Origin of the sequence: Candidatus Poriferisodalis sp., from assembly GCF_965204195.1 — a bacterium.
In the GTDB taxonomy this organism is placed as follows: domain Bacteria; phylum Actinomycetota; class Acidimicrobiia; order Acidimicrobiales; family Poriferisodalaceae; genus Poriferisodalis.
Window position 1 is genome coordinate 2497491 of record NZ_OZ241975.1, and the last position, 26926, is coordinate 2524416.

General features: G+C 70.0%; 24 protein-coding genes. 12 read left to right on the top strand and 12 right to left on the bottom strand.

Translation table 11 applies throughout. The annotated features are described in order from the left end of the window. Positions 1–26 precede the first annotated feature (26 nt). Positions 27–6746 (bottom strand): hypothetical protein, encoded by a 6720-nt coding sequence (locus ACOGI8_RS11130; protein WP_419853869.1) that lies wholly within the window; start codon positions 6744–6746, stop codon positions 27–29. Between the two features lie 344 nt (positions 6747–7090). Between ACOGI8_RS11130 and ACOGI8_RS11135 the strand changes: the two genes are divergently transcribed. From ACOGI8_RS11135 to ACOGI8_RS11160, 6 genes are read left to right on the top strand one after another with little or no spacing between them, the layout of a single operon-like run. Then, positions 7091–8077, top strand: coding sequence for an SAF domain-containing protein (locus tag ACOGI8_RS11135; RefSeq protein WP_419853870.1), 987 nt, complete (start codon positions 7091–7093; stop codon positions 8075–8077). Continuing rightward, the gene (locus ACOGI8_RS11140; RefSeq protein WP_419853871.1) at positions 8077–8982 is read left to right on the top strand and encodes a hypothetical protein; all 906 of its coding nucleotides are present in this window, start codon (positions 8077–8079) and stop codon (positions 8980–8982) included. Before ACOGI8_RS11135 ends, ACOGI8_RS11140 begins: the two co-directional genes overlap by 1 nt. Beyond that, positions 8979–10262 carry a CpaF family protein gene (locus tag ACOGI8_RS11145; protein WP_419853872.1) on the top strand — a complete coding sequence of 428 codons (1284 nt, stop codon included), beginning with the start codon at positions 8979–8981 and terminating at the stop codon, positions 10260–10262. Before ACOGI8_RS11140 ends, ACOGI8_RS11145 begins: the two co-directional genes overlap by 4 nt. Further along, entirely contained in the window at positions 10259–11206 is a 948-nt protein-coding gene (locus tag ACOGI8_RS11150) for a type II secretion system F family protein (RefSeq protein ID WP_419853873.1), read from the top strand. Before ACOGI8_RS11145 ends, ACOGI8_RS11150 begins: the two co-directional genes overlap by 4 nt. Then, positions 11203–12027, top strand: coding sequence for a hypothetical protein (locus ACOGI8_RS11155; RefSeq protein WP_419853874.1), 825 nt, complete (start codon positions 11203–11205; stop codon positions 12025–12027). The genes ACOGI8_RS11150 and ACOGI8_RS11155 overlap by 4 nt, the downstream gene beginning before the upstream one ends. 3 nt (positions 12028–12030) lie before the next feature. Beyond that, positions 12031–12567, top strand: a complete 537-nt coding sequence (locus ACOGI8_RS11160; RefSeq protein ID WP_419853875.1) for a hypothetical protein — start codon at positions 12031–12033, stop codon at positions 12565–12567. A 7-nt stretch (positions 12568–12574) separates the two neighbouring features. Here ACOGI8_RS11160 and ACOGI8_RS11165 read toward each other — a convergent pair whose 3' ends face one another. Beyond that, positions 12575–13144: a hypothetical protein gene (locus tag ACOGI8_RS11165; protein WP_419853876.1), complete on the bottom strand. Its 570-nt coding sequence runs from the start codon at positions 13142–13144 to the stop codon at positions 12575–12577. A 39-nt stretch (positions 13145–13183) separates the two neighbouring features. Here ACOGI8_RS11165 and ACOGI8_RS11170 point away from each other — a divergent pair, with 39 nt between their 5' ends. From ACOGI8_RS11170 to ACOGI8_RS11185, 4 genes are read left to right on the top strand one after another with little or no spacing between them, the layout of a single operon-like run. Further along, a complete protein-coding gene (locus ACOGI8_RS11170; protein ID WP_419853877.1) occupies positions 13184–13930 on the top strand; it encodes a hypothetical protein in 747 nt (248 codons plus the stop codon). A gap of 8 nt (positions 13931–13938) precedes the next feature. Continuing rightward, positions 13939–14568, top strand: coding sequence for a hypothetical protein (locus ACOGI8_RS11175; protein ID WP_419853878.1), 630 nt, complete (start codon positions 13939–13941; stop codon positions 14566–14568). Further along, positions 14565–15050 carry a prepilin peptidase gene (locus tag ACOGI8_RS11180; RefSeq protein ID WP_419853879.1) on the top strand — a complete coding sequence of 162 codons (486 nt, stop codon included), beginning with the start codon at positions 14565–14567 and terminating at the stop codon, positions 15048–15050. Before ACOGI8_RS11175 ends, ACOGI8_RS11180 begins: the two co-directional genes overlap by 4 nt. Positions 15051–15081: 31 nt before the next feature. Continuing rightward, positions 15082–15531 (top strand): hypothetical protein, encoded by a 450-nt coding sequence (locus tag ACOGI8_RS11185; protein WP_419853880.1) that lies wholly within the window; start codon positions 15082–15084, stop codon positions 15529–15531. 27 nt (positions 15532–15558) lie between these two features. Here the strand turns inward: ACOGI8_RS11185 and ACOGI8_RS11190 are convergent, their stop codons facing one another. The 5 genes from ACOGI8_RS11190 to ACOGI8_RS11210 form a co-directional block, all read right to left on the bottom strand. After that, entirely contained in the window at positions 15559–15978 is a 420-nt protein-coding gene (locus ACOGI8_RS11190) for a hypothetical protein (protein ID WP_419853881.1), read from the bottom strand. Positions 15979–16040: 62 nt separating this feature from the next. Then, on the bottom strand, positions 16041–17339 hold the full coding sequence (locus ACOGI8_RS11195; protein ID WP_419853882.1) for a bifunctional 3,4-dihydroxy-2-butanone-4-phosphate synthase/GTP cyclohydrolase II: 1299 nt from the start codon (positions 17337–17339) through the stop codon (positions 16041–16043). Continuing rightward, on the bottom strand, positions 17332–17952 hold the full coding sequence (locus tag ACOGI8_RS11200; RefSeq protein WP_419853883.1) for a riboflavin synthase: 621 nt from the start codon (positions 17950–17952) through the stop codon (positions 17332–17334). Before ACOGI8_RS11200 ends, ACOGI8_RS11195 begins: the two co-directional genes overlap by 8 nt. A gap of 180 nt (positions 17953–18132) precedes the next feature. Further along, positions 18133–19266 carry a bifunctional diaminohydroxyphosphoribosylaminopyrimidine deaminase/5-amino-6-(5-phosphoribosylamino)uracil reductase RibD gene (ribD, locus tag ACOGI8_RS11205; RefSeq protein ID WP_419853884.1) on the bottom strand — a complete coding sequence of 378 codons (1134 nt, stop codon included), beginning with the start codon at positions 19264–19266 and terminating at the stop codon, positions 18133–18135. Continuing rightward, complete coding sequence (locus ACOGI8_RS11210; RefSeq protein WP_419853885.1) at positions 19266–19799, bottom strand: MogA/MoaB family molybdenum cofactor biosynthesis protein; 534 nt, start codon at positions 19797–19799, stop codon at positions 19266–19268. Before ACOGI8_RS11210 ends, ribD begins: the two co-directional genes overlap by 1 nt. Before the next feature lie 103 nt (positions 19800–19902). Here ACOGI8_RS11210 and ACOGI8_RS11215 point away from each other — a divergent pair, with 103 nt between their 5' ends. Together ACOGI8_RS11215 and ACOGI8_RS11220 are read left to right on the top strand one after the other, a co-directional pair. After that, positions 19903–21066 (top strand): amidohydrolase family protein, encoded by a 1164-nt coding sequence (locus tag ACOGI8_RS11215; protein WP_419853886.1) that lies wholly within the window; start codon positions 19903–19905, stop codon positions 21064–21066. A 75-nt stretch (positions 21067–21141) separates the two neighbouring features. After that, on the top strand, positions 21142–21570 hold the full coding sequence (locus ACOGI8_RS11220; protein WP_419853887.1) for a hypothetical protein: 429 nt from the start codon (positions 21142–21144) through the stop codon (positions 21568–21570). Between the two features lie 17 nt (positions 21571–21587). Here the strand turns inward: ACOGI8_RS11220 and ACOGI8_RS11225 are convergent, their stop codons facing one another. The 5 genes from ACOGI8_RS11225 to ACOGI8_RS11245 all read right to left on the bottom strand — a co-directional run bounded on the left by ACOGI8_RS11225 (position 21588) and on the right by ACOGI8_RS11245 (position 26698). Then, the gene (locus tag ACOGI8_RS11225; protein WP_419853888.1) at positions 21588–22526 is read right to left on the bottom strand and encodes a fibronectin type III domain-containing protein; all 939 of its coding nucleotides are present in this window, start codon (positions 22524–22526) and stop codon (positions 21588–21590) included. Between the two features lie 256 nt (positions 22527–22782). Continuing rightward, positions 22783–24183: a hypothetical protein gene (locus ACOGI8_RS11230; protein WP_419853889.1), complete on the bottom strand. Its 1401-nt coding sequence runs from the start codon at positions 24181–24183 to the stop codon at positions 22783–22785. A 246-nt stretch (positions 24184–24429) separates the two neighbouring features. After that, entirely contained in the window at positions 24430–24738 is a 309-nt protein-coding gene (locus ACOGI8_RS11235; RefSeq protein ID WP_419853890.1) for a type II toxin-antitoxin system PemK/MazF family toxin, read from the bottom strand. Continuing rightward, positions 24735–24983, bottom strand: coding sequence for a ribbon-helix-helix domain-containing protein (locus ACOGI8_RS11240; RefSeq protein WP_419853891.1), 249 nt, complete (start codon positions 24981–24983; stop codon positions 24735–24737). Before ACOGI8_RS11240 ends, ACOGI8_RS11235 begins: the two co-directional genes overlap by 4 nt. A gap of 443 nt (positions 24984–25426) precedes the next feature. Continuing rightward, positions 25427–26698, bottom strand: a complete 1272-nt coding sequence (locus ACOGI8_RS11245; RefSeq protein ID WP_419853892.1) for an ATP-binding protein — start codon at positions 26696–26698, stop codon at positions 25427–25429. Between the last annotated feature and the right edge of the window lie 228 nt (positions 26699–26926).

The window sequence follows — 26926 nt, forward strand, 5'->3', positions numbered from 1 at the left end:
TACAGCCGGACTTACGCGCCGCATCTCTATGCGCCCGCTCCGTCACGTGGCGGGACGGGACAGGTGCTCGTCGGAATCTTGATGTTGAAGGTGAAGCGGTCAGTGGCCGTCGGCACCGCAATGGTCGCAGTCGTGGCGGCGACCACGTAGACGCCGCGGCCGAGCCTCGTCTGAACACGCGAATCCGTGGTGTCGCCATCGCGATAGCGGAACATTCTGTCTTCCGCTGCATTCTCGAAGACGTCGTTGTTATCGGAGTGCGCTCTGGTCAGATCGACAACGTTCAGGCCATTAACCACGGGGTCCGCGTTCGCTGCGAACAGTGCTAGATAGGTGTCCTGATCGTCCGACGACAGCCTCAGAGTGACCTCGGCGGTCAGGTCGCGGACTTCGAATGCAAAGAACTGCGCCCGGCGGTCTGCCCGCTTGATGGGCACGACACAGGCGGCATCAGTGGGCCAGGCCAGGGTCCTCCGGTACCAGCGGCCGGGCGGCACGCGCTGGATGCAACTGTCGGGGATGGTCACGGTTGAGTTCTTGCGGACCGTGAGCGAGTAGCCCGACGACTCAGCACACACGGCTTGCCCTATCACGATCGCCGTCGCGCATACCGTGCCGCCGACGGGGAACGGGACGGTGACGCTGCCGGGTGTGGGGCTGCTGTCGGTTCCTTCTGAGGGGATGGCGACGTTCAGCCTGCCCGTGTAGGTGCCGGTGTTAGCGGCGGTGACGGTGAGGGTGCCCGACCCGCCGCCGTGGCTGAGCTTGGCAGTGACGCCAGCAGGCAGCAGGTCCTCGGCGACCGCGAGAGTGGCATTTGCGGGCTCGTAGTCGAACACGAAAGAAGCGGGTTTGCCCTTCACGACATGCATCGCGGTGCTGATGCCGTTCACCGTTGCGAGCGCGACGCGCAAGCTGTACCCGCCGACAGCCCCAGGCGTCTTGGTGGTGGCCTCGATGGTGTAGCTGCCGGCCCGCAGGTGGACGCCCGAGAGGGAGCTGCTGTTGCCGAGTCCCGAGCTGCTGGCCACCGTGGTGCCTGAGACGCGGTGGCCGCGCAGCACGATCAGATGCGTGCCCAGCCGGCCAGCGCCGACGAGGTCGACGGTAACCCGACCGGGCGCATCAAGGGTGAAGGTATGCCGGCGTGCGTAGCGGACGCCGCGGCTGCGGTTGGCGCTGGCGCAGGCGGTGTCGGCGGTGATGGTGCCGGTGCGAGTCACCGAACCGGGTTCCAAGGCACCGAGGTGGTCGTTGCAAGGCAGCTGGGCAGTGAGGGCGACGGGCCCGAGGAGTTGTTCGGTGGCGGTGTTGTGGCGGACGCGGATCCTGAGGTCCTTGTGGGTGTGGACGAGCTGCGGGGTGAGGGTGATGGTGGCAGTGCCGTGGACGACGCCGTCCGTGACGGTTCGGGCAGTGGCGATGGATGGCCGGAGTTCTTCGTTGGCGGCGGCGCTCACTGCAACCTCGGCATCTGGGGGCCAGTAGTTGACGGTGATGGTCTTGGGCGAGCCGACGGTGGCCGTGTAGCTGTCTTGCAGCCCTGACTCGACCGCCTCGATGTTGAGGTCGTAGCTGCCGGCGGTTCGGGGTGTTTTGGTGGTGGCTTCGATGGTGTATTCGCCGGGTTGGAGGAAGATGTCGCCGAGTTGGGCGTTCTTGTCGCGTCTGGTGCGGTTGTCGTTGCGTGCGATCGGGGTGCCGGTGTTGTTGTTGTCTTTGAGCAGCACGAGATAGGTGTCGAGCGCTTTGGCGTTGGCGGGGGCGCTGTCGAGGCTGATGGTGACCCAGCCGGGTGTGTCGAGGGTGAAGGTGTGCCGTTTGGCCCAGTGGCGTCCCTGTGCGTAGAACACGCTTTCGGTGGCCGTCCGGCGGGCTTTGGCGGCGCATTGGCCCTTGGTGATGGTTCCGCTGAGGGTGACGGTGCCGGTGGCCAGTGTGCCGAGGTGGGTCGAGCACGGCCGGCGGGCGGTCAAAGCGACGTGGCGGACGGCGTCCGCGTAGCCGTCGGCGGTGCAGGTGACGACGGTCTCCAGCGTGGCGGGCACCGCGACCCGGGCGCTGAGCGTGCGGGCGCCGCCGACGCCTTCGGTGACCCCGGCTGTGGCGGGGTCGGCGCTGCATTCGGCGGTCGGGGGGGTGACGGTGAAGCCGCGGGTGACCGTGACCGTGCCGGTGCCCTCGGCCGAGGCGTCCTCGAGGCCTGTGATCTGCACGGCGTCAGCGCAGACCACTGTCAGCCGGGCGGTCTTCTTTGCGGTGGTGCCCGCCAGGGTGGCTTTGGCTGTGGCGGTGCCGCCTGAGGTGCAGGCCAGATCGACGGTCGCGGTGCGCTTCCAGGCGGCGATGCTGTTGTCGGGCCCGAAGGTCGGCGTCGCAGCACCCAGCTGGTGGCCCGAGGCGGTTATGGCGCCGGTGGTGTTCCAGGCGATCTCGATTCCGGGGCCGGTGGCGACAGCGTCGGCGGCGATGGTGACGGTGTTGCCGCGGCCGATCCTGCACCGATATGCGGCGTCGATGCCGCGGCGGGTCCTTGCGGTCTCGCACTCGCCTCCGCTGCTGGCGGTGCGCGCGGTGATGGTGGTGAGCGCGCCGGCGTGGGTGAGGGTGGCCTGCTGGCGGGCGGGGCCGCGGCCCGCAGCAGTGCAGGTGACCGTCACCGGCAGCGACCCGGGCTCGTCGATGGTCGCTGTCACGGTGCGCCGCCTGCCGCTGCCCGCGGCGACCGACGCCGCAGCAGGCGCGGCGGTGCAGGCGGCGGTCGACGGCGACACCGTGAACGGCTCGGATACCGTCACCGCGCCCGTTCCGGCCCCGGAGGCGTCGGCGAGGCCGCTGATGCGCACCGGGGAGCTGTACACGGCGCGCACCCCCAGCCGGTAGCCGCCCACGGCCTGCGCTGTGGCGGTGGTGGCCTCGATGGTGTAGTCGCCCGCCCCCAGGCGCAGGTTCCTCAGGCGGCTGTCGCTGCGGGGCCCCGAGTCGTCGTCGCTGTGCAGCACAGCGGCCGCTGTGGCGTCGTGGCCGCGGTACAGCACCACATAGGCGTCCAGCGGCGCCGCCTCCGAGGCGGCGGCGAGGTCGACGCTGACCCGTGCTGCGGCGTCGAGGGTGAACGTGTGCCGACGCGCGTAGAACGTGCCGCTCAGGCCGCGACCCGCCGACGTGCACCCCGCATCCGCGGCGACAGCGCCGTCGCGGGCGACGGTGACGCCGTGCACGAGACTGCCCAGCGAATCGTCGCAGTCCGCCGCCACCCCCGACAGCACCGCCGATGCCGTCCCGTCGGCGCGGTCGTTGTTGGTGCAGGTGACGGTGACCGTCGCGGTGGTGCCGGCGGTGACCTGTGCGCTGAGCAGCCGCTCGTGGGGGCGGCGGGTGTCGGGGGCGGTGATGGTGCCGGTGGGCGCGGCGGTGCAGTCGGCGGTGGCGGGCTCGACGGTGAAGGCGTCGGTGACGGTGGCTTTGGTGCCTGGGGCGCTGTAGCCGGCGGCGTCGGCGAGGCCGCTGATGCGCACTTGCTGTTCGCAGTCGATGCTGACGTGCGTCGTGTGGGTGTCAGTGGCGGGGTGTCGTCCGGCGGTGACCATCGCGGTGGCGGCGCCGTCGTCGGTGCAGGCCAAGGTGGCGGTGTGGGTGCGCTGCCAGTGACCGGTGGCGGCGTTGTCGGGGCCGATGACCGGCGTCGCAGCGGGCACGCTCCCAGGCGTGGCGGTGACTGTGCTGTCGGTGTTCCACCTAGCAGCGATGGTGGCGTGATCCGCGGTGGCGGTGAGCGTGACGGTGAGCGAGCTGCCTTCGGCGAGGGTGCAGCTGTGAGCGGCGTCGGCTCGGTCGGCGACAGCGGCGGTGCAGGCGTCGTTGGGTGCGAACGTGGCGGTGACGGTGCCGATCTGAGGCCGCGGCTGGGCGGAGAACACCGCTTTGGCCACCCCGGGGCTGTGGCCCGCGGCGGTGCAGGTGACCGTGACGGTCGCGGCGCCGCCGGCCCACACGCGCGCCAGCACGGTGCGCGTGGCGGACAGGCTGCTCACCCACGGCGTGCCCACACCGCGGCCCACAGCGGTGCCGGTGCAGCTCGCATCGGCCGGGCTGACGGTGAACTTGTCGCTGGCGTAGATCGCGCCGTCGGCCGGCACCGAGTCCTCCAGACCGGTCACCGACACCGCCGGCAGACGCCCCGCCAAAGTCACCACGACAGATGTGGGCGACCGGCGCGGCGCGTCGCAGACGACGGTGACGTCGTGGCTGAACGGCGCCGCCAGCGTCAGGCTCACGGTGCGCTCGCCGGGCGTACTGGTCTTGGCCACCGACGGAGTCACCCCTGCAGCGGTGGCGGTGCAGGCCGCACCGGCGGGCTCGACAGTGAACTTGTCCCGAGCGGTGAGGGTGCCGCTGCCGGTCACCGCGGCGTCCGCGAGATCGGTGATCACCACCGGCGGCTCGTCGAGCACGGTCGTGACGGTCAGGGTGAACGCGCCGGTGACGCGGTCCGCTGAGGTGGTGACCTCGATCGTGTACAGCACGCCCGCCGCCAGAGCCACACCGGCGGCCTCGGCGTCGGTGCCGGGACCCGAGTCGTCATCGGAGTCCTCCACGACCAAGCTGGCGTCTGTGCCCGACAGCACATAGAGGTACACGTCAGCCGCCGCCGACGACGCGGTGATCGTCGCGGTCGACGCCGCGGGCACGTACAGCGTGTACCGGCGCGCCCAGTGCGGCGACTGAGCATCCCCCTTGCGCAGCGACGCACAGCCCGACGCCCGCATGCCGCTGCGGGGCACCGTGCCCGCCACGAGCGTGCCGCTGCGAGTGACGGTGCCCGCCCCCAGCGTGCCGAGATGCTCGATGCACTCGGCGCCGATCGGCGTCTGGGTCGGGTCGCCCAGCACCGTGCGCTCACAGCGCCCTGCGCCGGCGGCCGTGTAGCCGTCGGCGCATGTCGGCTTGGGGGGGCGCCCGACCAGCTTGGTGAGCGGCTCGGTCGGATCTGTGTAGGCGGTCTTCTCGCAGCGGCTCGCCACCGACGCGTACTCAAAGCCCGCAGTGGTGCACTGCGGGTCTGCTGGCACGTAGCGATGCGTCTTGGGGGTGCTGGTGGTGGGGGTCCACTTCGGCGTGAGGACGTCGGCTTGGCACTGGGTGCCGTTGTCGGTATAGCCCCTCGGGCACGACCTGACCGCCGGGTCGTAGCGGTGCTTCGCCGGGGTGCTGGCGGTGACCACCCACCGCTGCGACGCAGTGTCGGACTCGCACTGGACGCCGTTGTCGGTATAGCCCCTCGGGCACGACCTGACCGCCGGGTCGTACCGGTACCTCGTCGGCGTGCTGCCGGTGCGCACCCACCTGGTCGACGCCGTGTCGGACTGGCACTGGGTGCCGTTGTCGGTATAGCCCCTCGGGCACGACCTGACCGCCGGGTCGTACCGGTACTTCGTCGGCGTGCTGCGGGTGCGCTTCCACCTGGTCGACGCCGTGTCGGCGGTGCAGCCTGTGCCGTCAGGGGAGTAGCCCGACGGGCACGACTCGATCACCGCCGTGGTCACCGTGCGGGTGCGGTTCTCGTACCAGCACACCTGGAACGGGTCGGACCTGCACACCTGTTGACGGTACTTCTCCACCTTGGTGCACGACCGGGTGAGCCCCGAGGTGCGCAGCGTGTAGGTCGCCGGGCACGAATAGTCCAACGGCGCCGAGTCGTAATAGCTCTCCTCCTCGTAACAGGCCTTGCGGGGAGTGGTGCGATACTCCTCGTCGTCAGGACACATCGGCGGGTTCAGCGTGACCCGACACGAATGCGACACCCCATGATCGCCCGACGTCCTCACATACGTGCCCTGACTGCACCCCCAGTCAAAGCCGCGCTTCTTGTAGTAATCCTCCTCGATCTCACAGCGACTGTTGCGATAGGTCTCCCCAGCCGGGCACTGCGGCGGGTTCAGCGTGACCCGACACGAATGCGACACCCCATGATCGCCCGACGTCCTCACATACGTGCCCTCGCTGCACCCCCAGTCAAAGCCGCGCTTCTTGTAGTAATCCTCCTCGATCTCACAGCGACTGTTGCGATAGGTCTCCCCAGCCGGGCACTGCGGCGGGTTCAGCGTGACCCGACACGAATGCGACACCCCATGATCGCCCGACGTCCTCACATACGTGCCCTCGCTGCACCCCCAGTCAAAGCCGCGCTTCTTGTAGTACGAGTCGTCTCTGTAGCAGCCCGCGCTCGGAGCGGTGCGATAGGTCTCCCCGGTCGGGCATGTCGGCGTGTCGAGTGCGATCTTGCAGTTGTGGGCCACCCCGTGGTCGCCCGAGCTCGTCTCCAGCGTGCCGTCGACGCAGATCCATGTCGCCGGCTCGTGCTCGACGGTGGCGGTTTGGCATTTGCCTTCGTGGAGTACCTTGCCGCCGGTGCAGTGCGCCGGTACGGTCTTCTGGCAGCTATGAGACTCCCCCAGCTTGTCGACCGCGCTGACCACCACATAGCCGTCGGCAGCCTGGGGGCACACACGCGTTACCGGCACGGTCTCGGTCTTGGGCGTCTTGCACAGCCCGTCGTCGAGCACCATGCCCGACGGGCAGCTCAGACCGGGCGCCCTCGACGCTGCGGCGCCGGCCTCGCCGGCCAGGCTGTTCCACTCCACGCCGAGCTCTTCGGTGCCGTCGCCGTCACTGTCGGAGCGCTCCAGCCAGGGCACGGCGCCTACACCCGAGATCACCGAGGTGGCGACCAGCGTCGCGACCACCAGCCGCGACGCCCAGCCCAGCCGGCCGGCGCGCCCCGGCGGCTTCGCGCGGCGGGGAGGGCAATTTCCAGTACCCCCCCCCCCCCCCCGTTTGGGCGGACTGTCGGCGGAGGCGGGCCATGAGCGGGGCACGCTAACCCCGCACCGCATCGCCGTCAACAACCCCGATCGGCGCAGGCCCGCTGTGGGCCGCGCCCGCACCACTGCCTGCCCCGATGCCTGACGGGGCCCAGGTGCCGCCCGCAGGGGCACGAACCGCCGACGCCGCAGCGCCGACACGGACCCGACGGCGGTTGCCGCGCGCGGCGAAACGGACGCTGGGGGGGCTCGGCGGGCTGGCGCTGATGGCAGCCAGCATCACGGGGTTCTGGGCGACGGCCGACGCGTTCGACGAGCGTGTCTCCGCAGTGATCGCAGCCCGGGATCTGCCCGAGGGGCACGTGCTTAGTGCGACCGATCTGGCACCCGCGCAGGTGCTGCTCGGCGACGTTCCGCACATCGCGTGGTCAGCGGAGGTGCCCGATGCGCTGGCCGGCCTCGCCGTGTCGGCTGATGTGCCGGCGGGGTCGCTGCTGGGCGCGCATCTGCTCGTCGAACCGTCCGCCGGTGCGTTCGGGGACGCACTCGAGGTGGTGGTTCCGCTCGATGCGAGCTTGGCGCCGTCGGGGGTGAGCGAGGGCGGGCTGGTGCTGCTGGTCGACCCCGGCCTCGCGCCGTCGCGTGAGCGGGCGGGGCGGCCTAGGTCGGTGATCCGCTCGCTCGAGCTCGCTTCTTTCGACGGCTCGGCCATGCGGTTGTTCGTGCCGCCTGCGGAGTGGGTGTGGTGGCGGGCGCTGCCCGCGGAGCTGGGCGCGCCGCCGATGGTGCTGCCGGTGCCGCTGGGCGGTGACGCTGCAGCGTTGGCTGCCGATCTGGATGATCTGTGGGCGGCCTCCTATGAGCAGGAGGCCGCAGCGCTGCATCCCTTCGGCGACGAGTGGCGTGCCCGAGCCTCGCCGGGCGAGCTGGAGGTGATCATCGCGCTCGACCTGAGCCTGGCCGCGTCGACGATCACCGAAGGGGACCTGGCGTTGCTGGTCGACCCCGGCGCGCCCGCCGACGGTGCGGGCGGCGGCAGGCCTCGCTCGGTGCTGCGGGCGATCCGGCTCGACCACTACCGCGACGGCATGCTCGGCGTGTGGGCCGAGCCCGCCGAGTGGGTGTGGTGGAGGACGCTTACCCAGCGGCTCGGCGCGGCCCCGATGGTGCTGCGCGTCACCGAGGGCTCCGACACCGACGCTGTCGCCGCCGAGCTCAACGACCGGTGGCGGCAGGCGTGGGAGCAGGGCTGATGCTCGCCGTGCGCGCCGGTGGCGATCTCGACGCGGATGCGCCAGAGCCCGTTGCGGGGGCGCTCGACACGGGCGCCTTCGCGGTGGGCGTCGCCCGTTCGTGGGCCCGAGCGGGCCGCGATGTGCTGGTGATCGACGCTGACGCGCACGGCACCGGTCTGGCGAGGCGCATCGGTGCGGCGACCCGAACTGGGGTGCCGCCCGCGCAGCGGGGCCTGCCGTCGCTGATCGCAGCGCGCACGCCGCTCAACGCGCGCAGCGTGCCGGCTCACTGCTGGGCGCTGCGGGCGGGCGGGAGCGGGTCGGTCCTGCTGCTGGGGGCACCCGGCCATCCCGCTGGGGCCCGCCGCTCGGCGGCGTGGCTGGCCGAGCGGGCCGACGCTGTCGCCGAACTCGGCGGCCGGTGGGCCGTCGTCGTGTCGATGCCCGGGTCTCGCACCGAGCCCTATGCGGCGCTGACGCGCGCAGCAGCGTTGCAGGTGACGTTGTCGCCTGCATCGGGCACTGCGCCGCCCGGTGGGCTGCGCGGTGTGCTCGGTGCGTTCTGGCTGCGCTTCGATCCCGACACGTTGACGCTGGTGTGCGCCGGTGCAGGCGACATGGAGAGCCCGCGCCTGGCGGCTGCGGGAGGTGCCGCTGCGGGATTGCCGGTCGTCGGCCGGCTCGGGCCGGTGAACGAGTCGGCACTGCTGGGCGGTCGTGCGAGGAGGCGGGACCGAGCCGCGCTCGACGCCCTGGGCGTCGCCTCGGACCACCTGCACGGTCGCGCAGAGCTCTCGGCCGGCCTGTCGCTGGACACAGCGAGCACCAACGGGCTGCTGTGGGCACACCGTCCTGCCGACAGCCAGCCGGAACCGCCTCGCAGGGACGTCTCGGCGCCCACGGCCACCGGAGCGCGGCGATGAGCCTGGCGGCGGCGATCTGGGACGAGGTGCTGCCGCGGGTTCAGGAGCGCCGGCTGAGCACAGCCGAGCCGCTGCCGGCGGTGGCCGACGCATGCCGACAGATCGCCGAGGACATCACCCGGGCGCGGGAGGCCGAGGCGCTCGACGCACGCGGCGAGTCGCTGAGCGACGACGAGCTGTCGTGGCTGCGCAGCCAGCTCGAAGCGCTGCTCGGCACTGGTCCGCTGGAGCGATACCTGCGGCGCGACGACGTGGAGAACATCTGGCTGTTCGGCCCGCACACAGGGGTGCTGGGCCTGGTCGGCGGCCGTCAGGAGGCCATCGGGGGGCTGTTCGCGGATGCCGAGGAGATGATCGGGTTCGTCGCGCACCTCGCCGTCACGCACGGCCAGACGGGCCGCCGGTTCGATCAGTCGGCGCCGCTGCTGGATCTGCGGCTGCGCAGCGGCGAGCGGGTGTTCGCGGCGATGGAGGTGTGCGGGCAGCCGTATCTGACCGTGCGGTGCCATCGCCACCGCATCGTGCGGCTCGACGATCTCGTCGCCGCAGGGTCGCTGACGCACGAGGCTGCAGAGTTCCTCGCCGCGGCGGTGCGGCCGCCTGCGCCCGCGAACGTGCTGATCTGCGGCGCGCTCGGGTCTGGCAAAACCACGCTGCTGCGCGCGCTGCTCGGCGAGATCGGCCCGACGGAGGTGGTGTGCACGCTCGAGCAGACCTTCGAGCTGTTCCTGCATGACACGCACCCGTACGTGTTCGCGGCCGAGACCCGCGAGCCCAACAGCGACGGCGAGGGCGAGATCGGCATGGAGGAGCTCGCCAGGCGCTCGCTGCGGTCGGGCGCAGACCGGGTGATCGTCGGGGAGCTGCGCGGACCCGAGGCGGCGACGTTCCTGTCTGCATGCGGCACCGGCTCGGACGGCTCCATGGCCACCATCCACGCATCGTCGCCCCGCCAAGCCCTTGCACGCATCGTCCGCTACTGCCTCAGCTCGGGTCTCGCAGGAGCGCAGTCGGCGCTGATCCAAGAAGCAGCCGACGTGATCCATCTCGTCGTTCACATGGGCAGCAACCCGCACACCGGGTTCCGGGGCATCCGCTCGATCACCGAGGTGCTCGGCGCTCCCGACGACCGGTTCGAGGTCCACGACATCTTCGCCCGACCCAATCGAGGAGACCCGCTCGTGATGACCGGCCGGCCGCGCAGCCCTGAATTGGCTGAACGGCTGGCTGAAGGCGGTGCAGACGTCGCCGCATGGCCCAGCGAGCCTCGCCGGCCATGACGGGCGCTGTGTGGTTCGGGCTGCTGTTCGCAGCCGGCGCGGCAGTGACGGCGCTGGCCGGGACCGGCGTGATCGGGGGGCGGGCCCGGGGGCGCCATGATGCCGCCCCCGCGCCGGGCGGCGACGCACAGCCTGAGCACCGCGCCGCTGCCGCAGCGCACTCGGCGCGCAATTCGCCAGTGCTCGCCAGATCGGGACTGGGCCCTAGCCGGCGGCTGTGGATCATCCAGGGCGCGGCCGCGGCGTGCGGCGCCGGCGGCGGGTACGCGGCGACGCGGCTGTGGGGCATGGCAGTGCTCGCCGGGGGCCTCGGGCTGCTGCTGCCGCCGTTCGTCGCAGCCCCCGCCCAGCGGCGGCGCCACACCGCCGAGGCGGTGGCCTGGCAGACCTGGACACGTCAGATTGCCGAACTGGCCCGATCCGGTGCGGGGCTCGGCGACGCTCTGGCCGCCAGCACCTCCCACGCCCCGCCCCAGATCGCCGACACGGTCGCCCGAACAGCCCGCACTGCGCGCCTCGCCGGCCTCGGCGCGGCGACCGGCGAACTCGCCGCGGCCGGGCAGACCTGGGAGCCCGAGGTTGCCGCGGGACTGCGGGTTGCCGCGACCTCCGGCGGGTCGCTGGCGGGACCCTTGGGAGAGCTCGCCGGGCGTATCGGCGACATCGTCGCCCTGCACCGCACCCGCACCGAAGCCGTCGTGCAGCTCTGGACGCAGACCATCGCGCTGCTGGCACTGGCCAGCGGCGTGATCACGCTCATGTACCGCAACAACCCCGCCTATTTCGAGCCCTACCGCACCCCGACCGGCCAAGCCGTGCTCATGCTCATCGCCTTCGTGCTGCTGGGCGCCACTGCATTCCTGGTGCGCCATTCAGTCGTGCGCGCCGACCCGTCGGTCCTGGTCGATCCCAGACGGCGCGGGCGCGCCCGGGACCCGCTGTGAGCACGACCGTGCTGGTGCTGGCCGCCGCAGGCGTCTTCACCGCAGGCGCCGCTCTCGCCGTCACAGCGGTCGCTGCCCCGCGAGAGCGTCCGGCGCGGCGCGGCACCGCGGAGGCGATGCTGGGGCTGCTGCCCCAGCCGAGGCAGAGCCGCCGGGCCGACCTGCGGCTTGCCGGGGTCACGCCGCACGCCTATGCAGCGCAGCGTGCGGCCGGTCTCGCCGGCGGCCTGGCCGTCGGTGCTGTTGCTGCAGCCCTGTGGACCCATACACCCGTCGCCGCAGTGCTCACCGTGGCATTGGTCACGGTCGCGGGATGGCAGTTGCCGGCCCAGAGCGTCCGCGACGCCGCCCGCCGCGCCCGAGCCGAACTCGACCAAGTGGTGCGGCTGTGGATCGTGCTCGCCGCCCAGCAAGTCAGCGCCGGCACAGACCCCGAGACAGCGATGCTGTCTGCCGCTGGGGTCGGCCGCCGGGCCGGATGGAAACTGCTGCACCAGCATCTGCAGCGAGCCCAGAACGAGCGCCGCCCCGCCGCCGAAGGCCTCGCCGAACTCGTCGAGCGGTACAGCCTGACAAGCCTGACCGCCGCAGTCGGCGCCTTCGAACTCGCCGCGCGCCGCGGCACCCGCATGGCCGACGCCGTGCTCGCCGCGGCAGACAACCTGTGGCGCGACACCCTCGGACGCGAACGCGAGGCGGCCGAGCGGCGCAACCAGATCATCGTGCTGCCCGCCACCGCAGTGGCGCTGGCGCTCGCAGCCATCCTGATCTACCCGCCGTTCGTGTCGCTCACCGGCGGCATCATCACCCAGGCCCCCTGAACGATGCCGCCACGCCACGACCCCGCCGGGCTCGCGACCCTCGAATGGCTGCTCGTCATCGCCGCCGCCGGCGGCTTCGCCGCGGCGATGACAATCGCCTTCCAGAACCTGCTCGACGACGCCCCCCGCACACCCCCCGACCCCGCAGGCCGCCTCATCGACGCCGGCATCGACGCTGCCCGCATCTCCTCCGAAGCGATCGCCCCGCAGATCATCGCCGAGACCTCCGCGGATGACACCGCGCTGGCGGAGGCTCACGCAGCCCTGGCGACGCTCGAGCGCCAGTGCGAAGACCTCGCATCGGCCTACCCCGACACCTTGGAGGCAGCCAGCTGGGCCTGGAGCACGGTCCCCATCGACATCCCTGCACCGCCGCCGACCACGGCGCCCACCACTGAGCCGACGCCCACGACGGCTCCCGACGAGACAGCCCCTACCACCGTCACGCTCGCGCCTGGCACCGAGACCACTCTCGGCACCGGCGATGCGCCGCAGACCAGCGGACGCTGGGTGTGCCGGATCAGCCGCCCGCCCCGATGAACGCCGATCAGCACTCAGGCAGGTCCGCGGGCACCACAGGCAGCCCGCCGCTGAGATTGGCCGCATTCTGCGTACCCAACGCGTTCGCATCAGGCAGCGGGGCCAGCACCGCCGGCCCGGCCGCTGCCGCGTGCACCCGGTCGAGCCGGCCGGGCCATAGGGCACTGAAGGGGCCGACCACCTCGCCGGACACCTCCACCCGCACCCATCCCGGAGCGCCCGGGCCGGGCCGCAGAGCCGCGTCGGCGCCGCTGTGGCACCAATCGCTGCTGACCGTCACCGCTCCGGGAGTCCACCAACGCCATCCCTCCGCGCTCGCCCCTGCCGCATGCGCCGCGGCGTCGTGCGCAGCCGCCGACATCGACGACACACCGGGGTGCGGGTCGGCCTCGGCGTACACGCTGCCGTCGCCTGCATGCGCCAGCCCTGCGTCACCGACCGCGGCCCACGCTGCACGCAAGCCCGCAGACGCTGCAGTCTCGGCCTGCGCCCGGGCGCCCGTCACCAGAAAGGCGTGCGCCGCGAGGACCAGCAGGAGCACGATGATCCCGGGCCACAGGATCAGCAGCGGCAGCACCTCGCCGCGCTCGTCCCGCCGGGCGGCAGGAGACCGGCCGTGAGGGCCCGTGCCCGACAGGCAGGGTCGCCGCGACACAGCGACGAGACCGGCGGCGCCGTGACCTTGCTGGTGATGCTGATGGTGCCCGTCTGCGTGCTCGCAGCCGTGGTCGCCGCCGCGGTGCCGCGAAGGATCGCAGCGCAGGCCTCGGCGGACAGCGCAGCCGCCAATCTCGCCTCGCTCGCGGCCGGATGGCGCGACGCCCAAGGCCGCGACCACGGCCGCATCGGCTGGTTCCCGCCCGACTGCGACCCCGCCCCCGACCGCGCCGCGAGCCAAGCCCCCGAAGCGCTCGACGCGGATCTGCAGAGCGCCTGCGAGACCCTCGCACGGTCGCTGCTCGCCGATCTGGGCGCTCGCGGCTTCGACGAATCCGCCATCGCGGGCTTCTACAGCAGCGCCTACACGACATCGACCGGCTCGACGGCACACAGCGACGCTCACCCAGCCAGTCTGCTCTGCCGCGCAGGCGGCCGAGCCGTGATCGCCGACGCCGCCCATGTCGCCCTCGCGGCCGACTGGGGCACCCGCGACTGGGCCACAGCCCACGTGTGGCCAGACGGCATCACGATCCGCAGCGAAGCCATCGGGCGCATCACACGGCCAACGGGCGATGACAGCGCCGGGCCGCCCGACTGCGGCGGGCTGTTCGACACAGCGCTGCACGAAGGGCTGCCGCGGCTCAGCGACGAAGCGCAGTCGTTCGCCGAAACGCTCCCCACGCGCACGGCGTTCGGCAACTAGGCGCGCCCATGCGACTGACGGCACTTGTCCCTGCCCGGCGAGCGCGACGCGGCCGCGTCGCCCTGACGACACGCCCTCTGACCCCGCGCACAGCACGCGACGAGCGCGGATCCACCTCCTCGCTCGAGCTGATGGCCCTCACGCCGATGCTCGCGCTGGGTGTGCTGTTCATCCTGTGGTCAGGCCGAGGCGCCCGCGCCGAACTCGTCACCAGCCTCGCCGCGCAAGAGGCAGCCGTCGCCGCTGCGGTGTGCTGCGCCGACGGCCGCGCGACAGAAGCCGGCAGCCTCGACGACGCCCAGCGCCGCGAAATCACCGCAGCAGCGGTGCTGGGCACGCGGCCCGGACTCGACCACCTCTGCGCAAGCGGGCCACGGCCCGCCCCAGGAACCACTGGGTTCGTCACCGAAGCCCGCGTCGACCTCGAGCAGCCCCCCTCTGCAGCCGAACACGCCCAGCGGGTCCACATCGTGACCACCCACGTCACCTGCGAAGCCGACGGCGCCGTCGCCCCCATACGCGGCCTGTTTGCAAGCCGCACAGTGCACGGACACGGCGCGCACGTCATCGTGCACACCGGCACGCCGGAGCCGGCCGGCAAGACACCCGGCGACCTCGGCGAGGGCGAGCAGCAATGAGCGCCGCTGCGGGCGTGTGGACCGCCGTCGGCGCCTGGGCGCTGCTCGGCGTGCATGCGTCATGGACCGATCTGCGTCGAGCCGTCATCAGCCGGCGCGCCTGCTGGGCCGCGGGCATCGCCATCGCTGCCCTGCTGGCCGCATCGACGCTCGCGCTCAGCGACCCCCGCCGGTACCTGTATGTGCTGGCCGGCACCGCCGCCGTCGCCGCGCTCGCGGAGATCGCCTACCGCACCCGGCCTGAGGCGATCGGCTACGGCGACATCCGCCTCATCATCGTCAACAGCCTCCTGCTCAGCTGGTGGGGACCGGCGTGGCCATGGTGGGCACTCGCCGCCGGCGCAGCCGCCGCGTGGCCGCGAGCACTTGTCACCACGCTGCGCCGCGGGCGCGGCACCGCGGTGCGCTGCGCACCCGCGCTCACGCTCGGTGCCGGGCTCATCCTCACCACCCGCCTCACCTCCGTCGGACCGCTCCCATGACACACCCACAACCGAACCAAAGGAAACTCCCATGACCCACCGCACCACTCCCCGCAATGAAGCCGGCCTCACCACGCTGGAATGGCTGCTCATCGTGGCCGCCGTCGCCGGACTCGCCGCGCTGGCCGTCGTGCTCGTCCAGAACGTCGTCGACGACACCGCCGAGCAGCTCGGCGGCGCCAGTGCACGCGCCACCGCAGCCAACGTCGCCGCCGACACGGTGATCCGCGAAGCACGCACAGCGGATGTCAACGACGCCCGCTTCAACACATGGCAGCGATGGGAGCTGTACTTCACCGCCCGCTGCGAACGCCTCGAGATCCTCTACAGCGACACCAACCTCGACGTCGACGCCATCTTCGAAGGGCCCACCGACAAGGGCGACGACGCTCAACCCCTCACCGGCGAGCTCAATAAAGCCAACGACGCAGCCCCCGGCTCAGGCAAACCCCAAGCTGTCTGTCGCCGCAAGACAACCTGAGGCACCAGCAGCGCGCCCCGGCGGACATCACTCGAGCTGACGCGCCTGCAGATCGACGGGCGGGGCGTCGCTGGGGACCATTGGGGACGACCCGAAACGCTCCCGCTCCCCACGCACGTTGCGCAAGCTGCACACCGGCAGCTTGTGTACCTCGTACCAGCCGCCCCCGGAGTCGAGCACACCCGGCTTCCAAAACGGCAGCGCCTCGGTGTCCGCGTAGGTGATCCCGAGACGGGCGCAGCGCTCCCCATAGCGCCGATTCAACAAATCGGCCTCGAACTGACTGGTCGGATGATGCGCACGCCACTCCCGCGTCAACGAATCCGCATGGATCCGAGCCGCCCGGAAACGGGCACTAAAACCCCCCGCATCCACACCCACATCACGCACCACCGACCCCACCGCAACCACCGCAGAAGCCGCGAACGCCGCCACGGCAGCCGTCAACAGCAGCCACCCCAACGTCGACAGGCCGCTGCTGGACCGCCGGGTAGCGACAAGGTTGGGCATCAGTCGGCGAGCGGGGGCGCCTCTTCGAGATCGGCGTCGGCTTCGGCCGCGCCTTCGGCCTCGTCTTCCATGAGGTGGCCGAGGCGCATCTTCTTGGTGCGCAAATAGGCCCGGTTGAAGGGATTCGCATTCGACGACGTCGGCACTCGCTCGACCACTTCGAGCCCGTAGCCGGACAGGCCGCCGATCTTGTTGGGGTTGTTGGTCATCAGCCGCATCCGCTGCACGCCGAGCTCCGCCAAGATCTGCGCTCCGATGCCGTATTCCCGGCTGTCGACCGGCAAGCCCAATTCCAGGTTGGCATCGACCGTGTCGCGCCCACGGTCCTGCAGCGAGTACGCAGCGATCTTGTGGCCGATGCCGATGCCGCGGCCTTCGTGGCCGCGCAGGTAGACGAGCACGCCAGCACCTGCTTCGGCGATGGCCTCGAGGGCACCGTGCAACTGCGAGCCGCAGTCGCAGCGCATCGACGCCAATATGTCGCCGGTCAGGCATTCGCTGTGGACTCGCACCAGCACAGGCTCTGCGCCCATCACAGATCCGTAGGTCAGCGCCAGATGCTCGGTGTCGTCGAAGTCGCGGAAGACGTGTCCGGTGAACTCGCCGTAGATGGTGGGGATGCGGGCTTGAGAGATCGGGTCGACCAGGCGTTCGTTGACCCGCCGGTAACGGATGAGGTCGGCAATCGAGATGAGCAGCAGGTCGTGCTGCTCGCAGAATTCGATCAGGTCAGGCACGCGGGCCATGGTTCCGTCGTCGTTGACCACCTCGCAGAGCACGCCCGCCGGATGGCAGCCAGCCAGCCGGGCCAGGTCCACGGCCGCCTCGGTGTGGCCTGCCCGCTTGAGCACGCCGCCGGGCCGGTAGCGCAGGGGCAGCACGTGGCCAGGACGGTTGAAGTCGTTCGCGCTCGACTTGGGGTCGGCAAGCAGGTTGAGCGTGAGTGAGCGGTCCGCCGCCGAGATCCCGGTCGTGGTGCCGTCGGCGGCATCCACCGTGACGGTGTAGGCCGTGCGCATGGACTCGGTGTTGACCGTCACCATGAGCGGCAGCGCCAGGTCGTCGAGGCGCTCCCCCATCAGGGGGGCGCAGATGACACCCGACGTGTAGCGCACGAAGAACGCCATCGCCTCAGGTGTGGCGTGCTCGGCCGCCATGATGAGGTCGCCCTCGTTCTCGCGGTCCTCGTCATCGACGACCACCACGATCTCGCCACGCCCGATGGCGTCGACTGCATCGGGGATCGCGGCGAAGGGCGAAGTCGCAGTTGCGTTGTCTGCCGCGGGGCGGTCAGTCATGGCGGACTCGCACATCGTCGGTCACGGCACCATTCTGCCCCAGCAGACGCTCGACGTAACGGGCCAGCACATCGACCTCCAAGTTGACGGGGTCGCCGGGCCGCGCGGTGCCCATGGTGGTCATGGCCATGGTGTGCGGGATGAGCGCAACTGAGAACTCGCAGCCGCCCTCGTCGTCGTCGGTGATGTCGAAACAGGTCAGGCTGATGCCGTTGAGGGTCACCGAGCCCTTTTCCACCAGGTAGCGGCGCAGGCCGCCCTCGGGCGGAACGGCGACGCGCAGGTCAGGGGCGGGATGGGTGATGGTCGCCACCCCGTCGACGTGACCCTGCACGAGGTGCCCGCCGAGCCGGTCGGCGTAGCGCATGCAGCGCTCGAGATTCACGGGGTCGCCCTCGGACAGCAATCCCAGTGCCGTTCGCTTCTCGGTCTCGGCGCTGACGTCGGCCTCCCACCAGCCGTCCCCCATCTCGACGACGGTCAGGCAGCACCCGTTCACCGAAATGGAGTCATCGACGGTGGCGTCGGACAGCACCAAGGCGGCGTTGAACCGGTAGCGCTCGCCGTTACGGCCAGCGAAGCTGCCGAGTTCTTCGACGAGACCTGTGTACATCGCCCTTCCTTCCAGGAGAAACGAGCTGTCCTGACTGCCCGGTCTGTTCGTCACAGGCCGGTATCGAACGGTACCGGGGGAAGCCTGCTGGTGCGTCCGCCGGCGCTCGCCGGGCCAACAGGCCGAACCGAATGGCGAAGCTGTAGCCCCGGCGAGATCGCGCTCGAATTGCCCCGCGCGTCAGGGGTTGTTCGGCGCGGCCGGGTACATGGTGATGCGCAGGTCGCCGCCGACGGTGCGGACATCGGCGATGTCGCCGCGCCAGAACTCGGCAATCGTCGGTGCTCCTGGTCCCGCGAGAGTCGGCAGCCCGTCGTCGCCTCCAGCGAGCGCCGGTGCCAGATACACGACGTACTCGTCGACCAATCCACCTCGGTGCAGCTCTCCCGCGACGTTGGCACCGCCTTCCACCAGCAGCTCCACGACGCCGTCGTCGGCCAGCCTGGGCACCACCGACCGGAGCGCTCCGCTGACTTCGATGCACGGCTGCACCTTGGCTTCCGCCGGTGCCATGCCGAGCACGAAGCGGCGCGGATCGAGCTGATCAGCGGCCGTGCGTGCGAACGGCACATCGGCTGGCTCGTCACGTGCCTCGCGCATGTCCAGCAGGGGGCGGTGAGGATCGGTGAGCGGCAGCTCACGCACGGTGAGCGACGGGTCATCGGCACGCACGGTGCCTGCTCCCACCAGCACGGCGTCGCAGCGAGCTCGCAGCGCGTGAGCATCGGCACGCGCTTCAGGCGAGGTGATCCACTGCGAGGTGCCGTCGGGCGCTGCTGTGCGGCCGTCGAGGGTGGCGGCAAGCTTCAGCACCACCCACGGACGACCTGTCTGGCGCTGGTGCAGGTAGGAGCGCAGCGAGAGCAAGACGGCTTCGACGGCAACCCCCACGTCGACCTCGATGCCCGCGGCCCGAAGCGCGTCAACTCCGCTGCCAGCCACATGGGGATCGGGGTCGGTCACTCCGACCACGACCCGGCTGATGCTCGCGGCGATGATCGCGTCGATGCACGGCGCCGTGCGGCCGGTGTGCGAACAAGGCTCCAGCGTGGTGTACAGCGCCGCGCCGGCCGGATCCGCTCCGGCGCTGCGCGCTGCGTCGAGCGCCACGATCTCGGCATGGCGGCCCGGCGGCGGTTCGGTGGCACCCTCGTAGATCTCGTCGTCGACAGTGACCAGCACCGCGCCCACCCAAGGATTCGGTGCAGTGGTGCCCCGCACGCGCTCCCCCAGTTGCGCGGCACGGTGCATGTGGGCGATGTCAGCAGCGGAATCCGCCGGCGCGCCGGTTGGAGCCGGATGCTCAGCGGGCATCAGTGCAGCCGTTCGCCCGCGAGCAGGGCTAGGGCATGGGGCAGCACGTCGGCCACGGCCTCGAAGCACTCCACGCATCCCTTGGTGGAGCCGGGCGTGTTCAGCACGATCGTGCTGCCGATGATGCCTGCGACACCTCGAGACAGCCGGCCCAGCGGGTTCACCAGGCGCATGGCCTCGGCCAAGCCGGGTGCTTCGCGCTCGATCACGGCGCGGGTGCCCTCGGGTGTGAGATCTCGTTCGGTGAAGCCGGTGCCGCCGGTCGACACGATCAGCCCCTCGAATCCGGCTGACATCTCGGTCAGCGCCTCAGCAACGGTGTCGACGCCGTCGGCGACGACACGACGTTCGACGACCTCGTATCCGGCCGCTGCCAGCGTTTCGCCAAGTGCTTCGCCGCTGCGATCCTCGCGGGTGCCCGCCACGACGCCATCCGAGACCGTCAGCACCTTCGCCGCGAGCGGATGATCGGCCTCTGATGCGTGAGGCTGTTGGTGGTGCTGGTGTCGGTGCGCCCCGTGATCGGTGGCCATCGCGGCAGGCTACCGACGGCCATTTGGGCGTGACGCTGACGGCGGGGCGAAGCCAGCCTCTCGATCCGGCGACTCCCGTCGGCTGCTTCACTAGCCTGCGCCTATGGCCTACGCGCGCAACCGGACCTATCTCGATGCCGACAGCCACCTCATGGAGCTGCCGGATTTCCTGCGGGCGCATGCCGACCCCGGCATCCGCGATCGCATCCCCGACATCGACTTCGCCAACGGCGGTCGTCTCACCGAGGACATGGAGCTAGCAGCACAGAACCGTGCCCATCCGCCCGAGACCGTCGCGGATCTCACCGCGCTCGGGGACGATCTGATCGCCGGGCCCAAGGGGTACCAGGCGCTCGGTGCCTTCAACCCTGCTGAGCGCACCACGGCGCTGGACCTGCTCGGATTCGCCCAGCAGTTCGTGTTCGCGACGTTCAGCGTCGGCGTGGCGTTCGACCCCAAGGCGGACCTCGATGTCCGGTATGGCGCCGCCCGGGCGCACAACCGAGGCATGGCCGAGTTCTGCGCAGGCGACGACCGGTTGATCGGCGTGGCGCTGCTGCCATTGGACGACCCGCAGCTGGCCGCGGCGGAGATGTCCCATGCACTCGAGCTCGGGCTCGGCGCCATGTGGGTACCCCACCGTCCTGCCGCAGGCGCCTCGCCCGGCCACTCCGATCTGGACCCGGTCTGGGCTCAGATGGCCGAGGCGGGAGTGCCCTTCGTCCTCCATGTCGGCGGCGATCCGCTGCAGATCGAGCCCGAGTGGATGGACACCGGCCGCCCGATGCCGACGGACTGGCTAGGCGGCGGCGAGAACGTTCGCGGCAAGGACATGGTGGCGCTGCATCACGCCGCGGAGACATTCGTGGGTGTGATGGTTCTTGACGGGGTGCTGAGCCGACATCCGAACCTGCGCGGCGGCGTCATCGAGCTCGGCGCCGCTTGGGTGCCTCCGATGCTGCGCCGGCTCGACCAGATCGTCGAGATCTGGAAGCGATCCGAGCCCGAGTTGGCGGCGCTCGGCGAGGCGCCCTCAGCCCAGATCACCCGCCAGATGGCGTTCACGCCGTACCCGTTCGAGGATGTCGGCGCCATGATCCGCGATTCCAACGAGAACCTGTACCTGTTCTCGAGTGATTACCCCCACATCGAGGGTGGGCGAAATCCGCTGGGTCGCTTCAACTCGTCGCTGGAAGGGTTCGACGAATACGTGCTCGACCGCTTCTTCGCCGACAACATGGCCGACCTGCTCGAATCGGGGGCCTGACGCCGTGACCGGTTCCATCCGTGGTATCCCCGCGGCAGGAGCCGCTCCAGCCCTGAACCAGAATCGAGACGACTCATGACAGCACTCAGCGAAGTGACGCGGGAAGTCGCGTTTGACCTCGACACTGTCCGTGTCGTGCTGCACGTGCTGGCGGTGACGGTGTGGATCGGCGGCCAGATCGTGGTCGGGGCCGTCGTGCCGGTGGTGGGGCGGGCGTTCCCTGGCTCCGGCAAGGTCGCGGCGAAGGCCTTCTCACGGGTGGCGTGGCCCGCATTCGGCATTGCGGTCGTTACCGGCCTGTGGGGCATGCTGGCCATTCCCAGCGAAGAGACGAGCACGGGCTGGTCGATGTTGCTCGGCATCAAGATGCTGCTCGTGCTCATCTCCGGCATCGGCGCGCTGGTGCATCAGAATGCCGGCGACAACGTGGCCAAACGGGGCGCAGCAGCCGGCGTGTCGCTGCTGTGCGGCCTGACCGCGCTGCTGTTCGGCGTGATGCTCTAGCGCCAGCCCTTCGCAGACTAGGCAGGCTTATGTATCTCGAGAGTGCTAAGGAATTGGAATGCTGAGTTGGCGGAGAGGCTCGTCCACACGGCATAGCGCCCGTGAACGTTCGCATCGTTGAACGGCAGCGGGTCGTGGAAGTCGGTGAGACTCGCCGTCCAGTCCGTGGTATCGGGCCAGTCGCCGCTCAGCACAATCGTGAACAGAACGGGTTGGGTGAGAGCACCCGACGGCAGGTGGTCGGCCGTCACGGCATATATCCCAGTGATCTTGAGCGGGCTGTGTCCGCTCAACACCGGATCGCCCCCGACCGCAGTAGAGCACTGCGTCGCTCCTGAGCAACCACGCGCATAGCCGAGATCGGACCAGGTCACGGACGCGTCGACAACCTCGACAGTTGAAGCGCCGCCTTGGTATGCCAGCTCGCTGTTCTGAGGCTGGGGGCGTTGCCAGATGAGCTCGGCCTTGTCGCCTTTGCCTGCGGCGTTCTTGGCGCGTACCGACAGACGGTAGATGTCGCAGCGGCGCAGCTTGTTGAACGTCACCGATGTCGTGTCGGCGCTGACCCTCTTGGTGCGCTTCTTGCCGCCGCAGTCGGGATCGGCCGTCACGATGTAACCGGCGGGCGCGCTGCCCGACGCGAGGGCTTGCCAGCTGACAGCGACCGCGTCCCGGCCGCCTCTTGCGCGCTCAGACCGGTCGGCGCGCCCGGCGGGAGCTCCGCCGGCTCCTGAGCGCCAGCAGACCCAGGCAGCGCCAGCTTGGACGCCCCGGGCGGGTCGGGCACGGCAGCCTGTGCCGCAGCAGGCGAGGCCAACGGCACGAACACCGCGGCCATGGCGACCACGAGAGCGACCAGCGCAGACTGCGCTCGTGCTCGCACCGAAACGAACTGTGTTGAAAGCATGGGTACCGCCGATCTGGTGGTAGGGGGTTGTCGCTGAGACGGTAACCATGCGTGTTCAGGCCAAATATTCAGAATTCATTGGTTTTTCCTTCATTTATGCGAAAAAAGACGCAAGTTCTCCCGATGAATCGTGCTCGGGTTCGACATGCGCCCGCAGGAAATCCGGCAGCTCCATGAGGCGGCTGTCGGCATCGAGACAGGTCCGGTTGCGCGCGTAGGCCAGAGGCGCAGGCTGGTGAGGCGCCTCGTGCGGCCCCGAGACCGCTCAGCTCATGCTCGGCAGCCCGCTGCGATGGCCGGCGATGTCAGTTGCAGTCGGCGGGGCGCAGGACGCAGATGGCCACGTGCTGGTATTCCTCGATGTCGATCTCGCCTTCGGCCAGTTTGCGGGCGGCCTTGACGAGCTCGCTGCGGTCGATGACCCCGCTGTTGTCGGCGTCGTAGGTCGAGCGGGTGCCCGAGGGGATCCCCGGGTCGGCCCCGCCCACCGTGGCGCCCACCGCCGGAGGAACCCCGGCGGGCGCGGCGGGCGCGGGCTGGTCGCTCGCGGCGATGTCGATCCGCAGCGCCGCGACCTGATACGCGACGGCGCCGGAGTCGGGCACGGCCTCGTTGCGGACCGCACCGATGTCGGGCGTGATGTAGATGATCTCCGCGCCCTCCGCGTCGCTGTCGTCGACGACGGTGAGCGTCACGCTGCCCGAGCGCTGCCCCGCCGCAATCGCGACCGCAGGCGACGACAGCGTGTAGTCGCCGGCGCCGGCCGTGCCCTCCACGACCAAAGGAATGCTCACCGCGGACTCCACGGCGACGCGCAGGCGGGCGGTGACCGTCACCGTGGCCCCTTCTGTCACCGACGTGCGGCTCGCGCTCAACAGCCGCAGCGGCGTCGCCGCGGGCCCGCCGGGGGGATCCTTCGGCGCGCCCTGCGCCTGCGCCGACCACGGGCTTGCGCCCGACGCGCTCAACGCCCGCACCTGCCCGTAGTACTCACGGCGAAGGGCATACTCCGCGTCGAGGATCGCGCGCGGGGTCGTCCCCACCCGCACGGTCACCCAGCCCGTGAGCGGATCACCCGCCACGGCAGCCGCGGCGTTGGGGGCATGCACCTCCTTGTAGCGCACCTCATAGCCCGTCACCCGCGCCGTCGACATGGTGTCGGGCGCCGTCCACGCCGCAGCGATCGTGTCAGCCCGGGGGCCGGGAGCCAGGCTCAGCCCCGTCGGCGCTGCGGGCGGCTTGGGTATCAGGCGCAATGTGACCGCCGAGCCGGCGGTCAGCGAAAACGAACCGACGCTGGCGCACACGAATCGCTCGTGTTTGGTGGAGTGGCGTTGACAGGAACCCAGCGGCAGGGTTTGACTGCCATCGGTCAACACGTAATTCTGTAGCTGCGTCACCGGGGCGACCGGGTCAATATCGAGTCGCACGTCGGGGGTGGGGCTACCGCCGTCGTAGACGATATACATCAGTTTCGTGATGGTGTAGGTGGTGCCGTCGATCACGAAGTCGTCGTCGCTCAGCCTGTTCGTCGTGCTTGCCGTCGTGGAGCAATCTTCATTGCCGGCTGCGTTCGAGCAACCGACCACGGCCAAGCTGGTGCCGCGCCACTCGTTCGGTGTCATCGTCGCCTGCCAGAGGGGCGACTCCAACGCCGCCTCGGCGGGCCGGGCGTCGTGGACCAACAGCACGCCGACAATAGCCAAGACCCCGAACGCAGCCACCGCGGCTATGCGCCGGCGGATCACGCCGACACTCCGGGAAGGGCTAGCCCCCCCCCCCCCCGGCAATAGGCCTTCCCAGAAGCTTCATTGCAATCTCCGATTTCTTCGAGAACTCTCGTGAGCCGACCGCGAACACTTGCAGCCAGCCCACCGGTCGCCACAAGCTACCGGACACCCGCCGCCGCACGGCACATGCCCGACACAGCAGGCGCAGCTAGCCCTTGCGGGTCAGCAGTCCGCCATGGCGCCGAGCGCGGCGCAGACTTCTGGGCGGCGGTGGGGCAAAGCGCTGATGCGCTCCGTCAAGTGTGACTTGAGCACCACTCGAAGATTGTCGAACGAGGCTGCGCTGGGTTGGGGGAGACCGTCATCTGCGTCGAGCGCTACCTCGGTCGGGATGCCCCGGACGGTGCGCGTGATCGGGGCGACGACCAGCTTGTTGAGCACTCCGATCGCCTCGTTGCGGGTGACGATGAGCACCGGCCGAACCTCGTTCTCGCTCTCCGCCCACCAGACGTCGCACTGAGCAGGCGTCACCAGGGTTCCTCGGCGATCATCGTCCGGGTGCTGCGCGCCGCCCATTCCAGTTCGTCGTCGGTCTCGGGTATTCGGCGGTACGCGTCGACGATGGCCTCGCCGATTTGGCGCCGCCGCCGCCGATCGAGCATCTCCTCGAGCGCTCGCCGCACCGCATCGGAACGAGACCGTGCGTCGCCGCTCGCTACGAGCTCGTCAAGCTGAGCGAGCAGGCTGTCGTCGATCCGTGCTACCAATTGCGTCATATATTGAGTCTAACGAATCGCATTACACAGTGCATTACTTTCGGGCTGCTAGCTGCATCGATTCCCTCACCGCCCGACGGGGAGATGCACCAACCGACTCCTGCCACAAGCCAGCGCTCACCCGCCCTGGCGAACCGCTCGCTGCAACACCGCCATGCAGCATCGGCGGGCCGCTCCCCGTGGGTCGAGGAACAGCCCGGCGCAGCCACAGCCAGCTGCTCAAAGGCCGCTACGCCTACACCACCCCCGCAGACCACGAAACCGGCTGCTACCGTCAACACGTCACAGCCAAGACGGCTGCGACTCAACAAAAAAGTCTCTACCAAACCCGGCGTGATTCAAGCCGGCAAGACCCCAGTGCGCCTCGGCATCGGACCGTCGGGGTGTTCAGCGACAGTGCAGAGGGTCTCCGAGGGTTCCTTCGGCTCAGGCTTCGCCGGCGGTCATGGGGCGAGCGCGGTTATCGGGACCACGGTGGTGCCGTCGGGGCGGTCGTAGCCGTAGCCGGCGGCGGTGATGATGAGCAGCTTGGACGGCTCCCCGACACGTTCGGTGTCGACCTTGTTCTTGAGCCGCAGCAGGGACCCGGCGGCCTCTTCGATCCACTCTTGGCCGCCGAGCTTGACTTCGACGGCAATCCATCGCCGGTCCCGGGTCTCGATGATGGCGTCAGCCTCCAGATCGTGGCTGTCGCGGTAGTGGTACACGGCGGCATCGCTGCCCTGGCCGTAGATGCGCAGATCGCGTACCACCAAAGACTCGAACAGGAACCCGAGCGTCGCCAGCTCCTTGAGCAACCGGTCGGGCGTGGCGCCAACGGCCGCCGCTGCCAGCGACGGATCGACGAAGTGCCGCTTGGCTGACTTCCTCAACCTCGCCTTCGATCGCAGGTGAACGGACCAGTGACGCACGTCCTCGACGACGAACAGTCGCTCCAGTGCCCTCACATACGCAGAGACGGTTTCTCGGTCTACGCCCGTCTCGCCATCGATGTCTCTTGCCAAGGTCGCGAATGCTGCGGTCGTGGCCACATTGCGCCCCAAGGACTCCAGCAGCCGTCGCACTCTGATGGGGTCGCGGGCCACTCCGTCGACTGCGGCGATGTCGGTCCGGCAGATCTCGTCGAGGTAATCATTCAGGAACATCTGGCTGGTTCGCACGGATTCGCCCCGCAGCCGAGGCCATCCGCCGCGGCAGACGGCATCGACGATGTCCTCCAAAGACGCATCCGGCCGAGCTACTGCAACCGATTCGCCGGCAAACAGGCTTCGGAGCGACACCTCGCCGGTGGACTCGCCCGTCTCCAGCAGCGACATGGGGCGCAGCCGCACTCGCGAGATGCGGCCCGCGCCAGAGTGCCTGGTCGCATCATCGGGGGGGCTCGCGGACCCGGTCAGAATGAACCTTCCGTTGCCGCGCCCTTCGTCGCTGGCGTGGCGCACCTGGTTCCAGACCTCGGGGGCGAGTTGCCATTCGTCGAGCAGGCGAGGCTCTTCGCCTCGAAGGATTCGTCCCGGTGCGACCGATACCGAGGTGCGGGCATCGATGTCCTGGTCGAACAGCACTTCGCTGCGGGCGAAGTGGCGGGCAAGCCACGTCTTGCCGCAGCCTCTGGGTCCTTCGATCACGACCGTCGGCATGTACGACAGTGCTTCGCCGACCGCGCGCTCAGCGATACGCGTTCGGTAGCCGACTGGTGTGAGTGTGCCGTCCATTTTGCAAGGAAGCATATTTCAATGCCTTGAAATTGACAGGACACCGCAGATTATCAGAATCTCAACCCGCACTTTGCCAATCAATTGGGCCGCAGATTGCGGGAATCTCAACCCACAGTTCAAGGATGCATCGGCCTTCGGTGCCACATCTGACGAAGCTCGCGGCAAACTTCGACAGGTTCACCTCGGCACGGTCGGGCCGCGGCCGGGCGGCAATCACGAGTACAT

Excerpts from the sequence above, each read along its gene's own strand:
- ACOGI8_RS11220 (WP_419853887.1), top strand. The coding sequence starts at position 21,142 with ATGACAGCACTCAGCGAAGTGACGCGGGAAGTCGCGTTTGACCTCGAC.
- ACOGI8_RS11210 (WP_419853885.1), bottom strand. The coding sequence starts at position 19,799 with ATGGCCACCGATCACGGGGCGCACCGACACCAGCACCACCAACAGCCT.
- ACOGI8_RS11195 (WP_419853882.1), bottom strand. The coding sequence starts at position 17,339 with ATGACTGACCGCCCCGCGGCAGACAACGCAACTGCGACTTCGCCCTTC.
- ACOGI8_RS11215 (WP_419853886.1), top strand. The coding sequence starts at position 19,903 with ATGGCCTACGCGCGCAACCGGACCTATCTCGATGCCGACAGCCACCTC.
- ACOGI8_RS11245 (WP_419853892.1), bottom strand. The coding sequence starts at position 26,698 with ATGGACGGCACACTCACACCAGTCGGCTACCGAACGCGTATCGCTGAG.
- ACOGI8_RS11145 (WP_419853872.1), top strand. The coding sequence starts at position 8,979 with ATGAGCCTGGCGGCGGCGATCTGGGACGAGGTGCTGCCGCGGGTTCAG.
- ACOGI8_RS11225 (WP_419853888.1), bottom strand. The coding sequence starts at position 22,526 with ATGGTTACCGTCTCAGCGACAACCCCCTACCACCAGATCGGCGGTACC.
- ACOGI8_RS11200 (WP_419853883.1), bottom strand. The coding sequence starts at position 17,952 with ATGTACACAGGTCTCGTCGAAGAACTCGGCAGCTTCGCTGGCCGTAAC.
- ACOGI8_RS11175 (WP_419853878.1), top strand. The coding sequence starts at position 13,939 with ATGCGACTGACGGCACTTGTCCCTGCCCGGCGAGCGCGACGCGGCCGC.
- ACOGI8_RS11240 (WP_419853891.1), bottom strand. The coding sequence starts at position 24,983 with ATGACGCAATTGGTAGCACGGATCGACGACAGCCTGCTCGCTCAGCTT.
- ACOGI8_RS11185 (WP_419853880.1), top strand. The coding sequence starts at position 15,082 with ATGACCCACCGCACCACTCCCCGCAATGAAGCCGGCCTCACCACGCTG.
- ribD (WP_419853884.1), bottom strand. The coding sequence starts at position 19,266 with ATGCCCGCTGAGCATCCGGCTCCAACCGGCGCGCCGGCGGATTCCGCT.
- ACOGI8_RS11140 (WP_419853871.1), top strand. The coding sequence starts at position 8,077 with ATGCTCGCCGTGCGCGCCGGTGGCGATCTCGACGCGGATGCGCCAGAG.
- ACOGI8_RS11160 (WP_419853875.1), top strand. The coding sequence starts at position 12,031 with ATGCCGCCACGCCACGACCCCGCCGGGCTCGCGACCCTCGAATGGCTG.
- ACOGI8_RS11150 (WP_419853873.1), top strand. The coding sequence starts at position 10,259 with ATGACGGGCGCTGTGTGGTTCGGGCTGCTGTTCGCAGCCGGCGCGGCA.
- ACOGI8_RS11135 (WP_419853870.1), top strand. The coding sequence starts at position 7,091 with ATGGCAGCCAGCATCACGGGGTTCTGGGCGACGGCCGACGCGTTCGAC.
- ACOGI8_RS11180 (WP_419853879.1), top strand. The coding sequence starts at position 14,565 with ATGAGCGCCGCTGCGGGCGTGTGGACCGCCGTCGGCGCCTGGGCGCTG.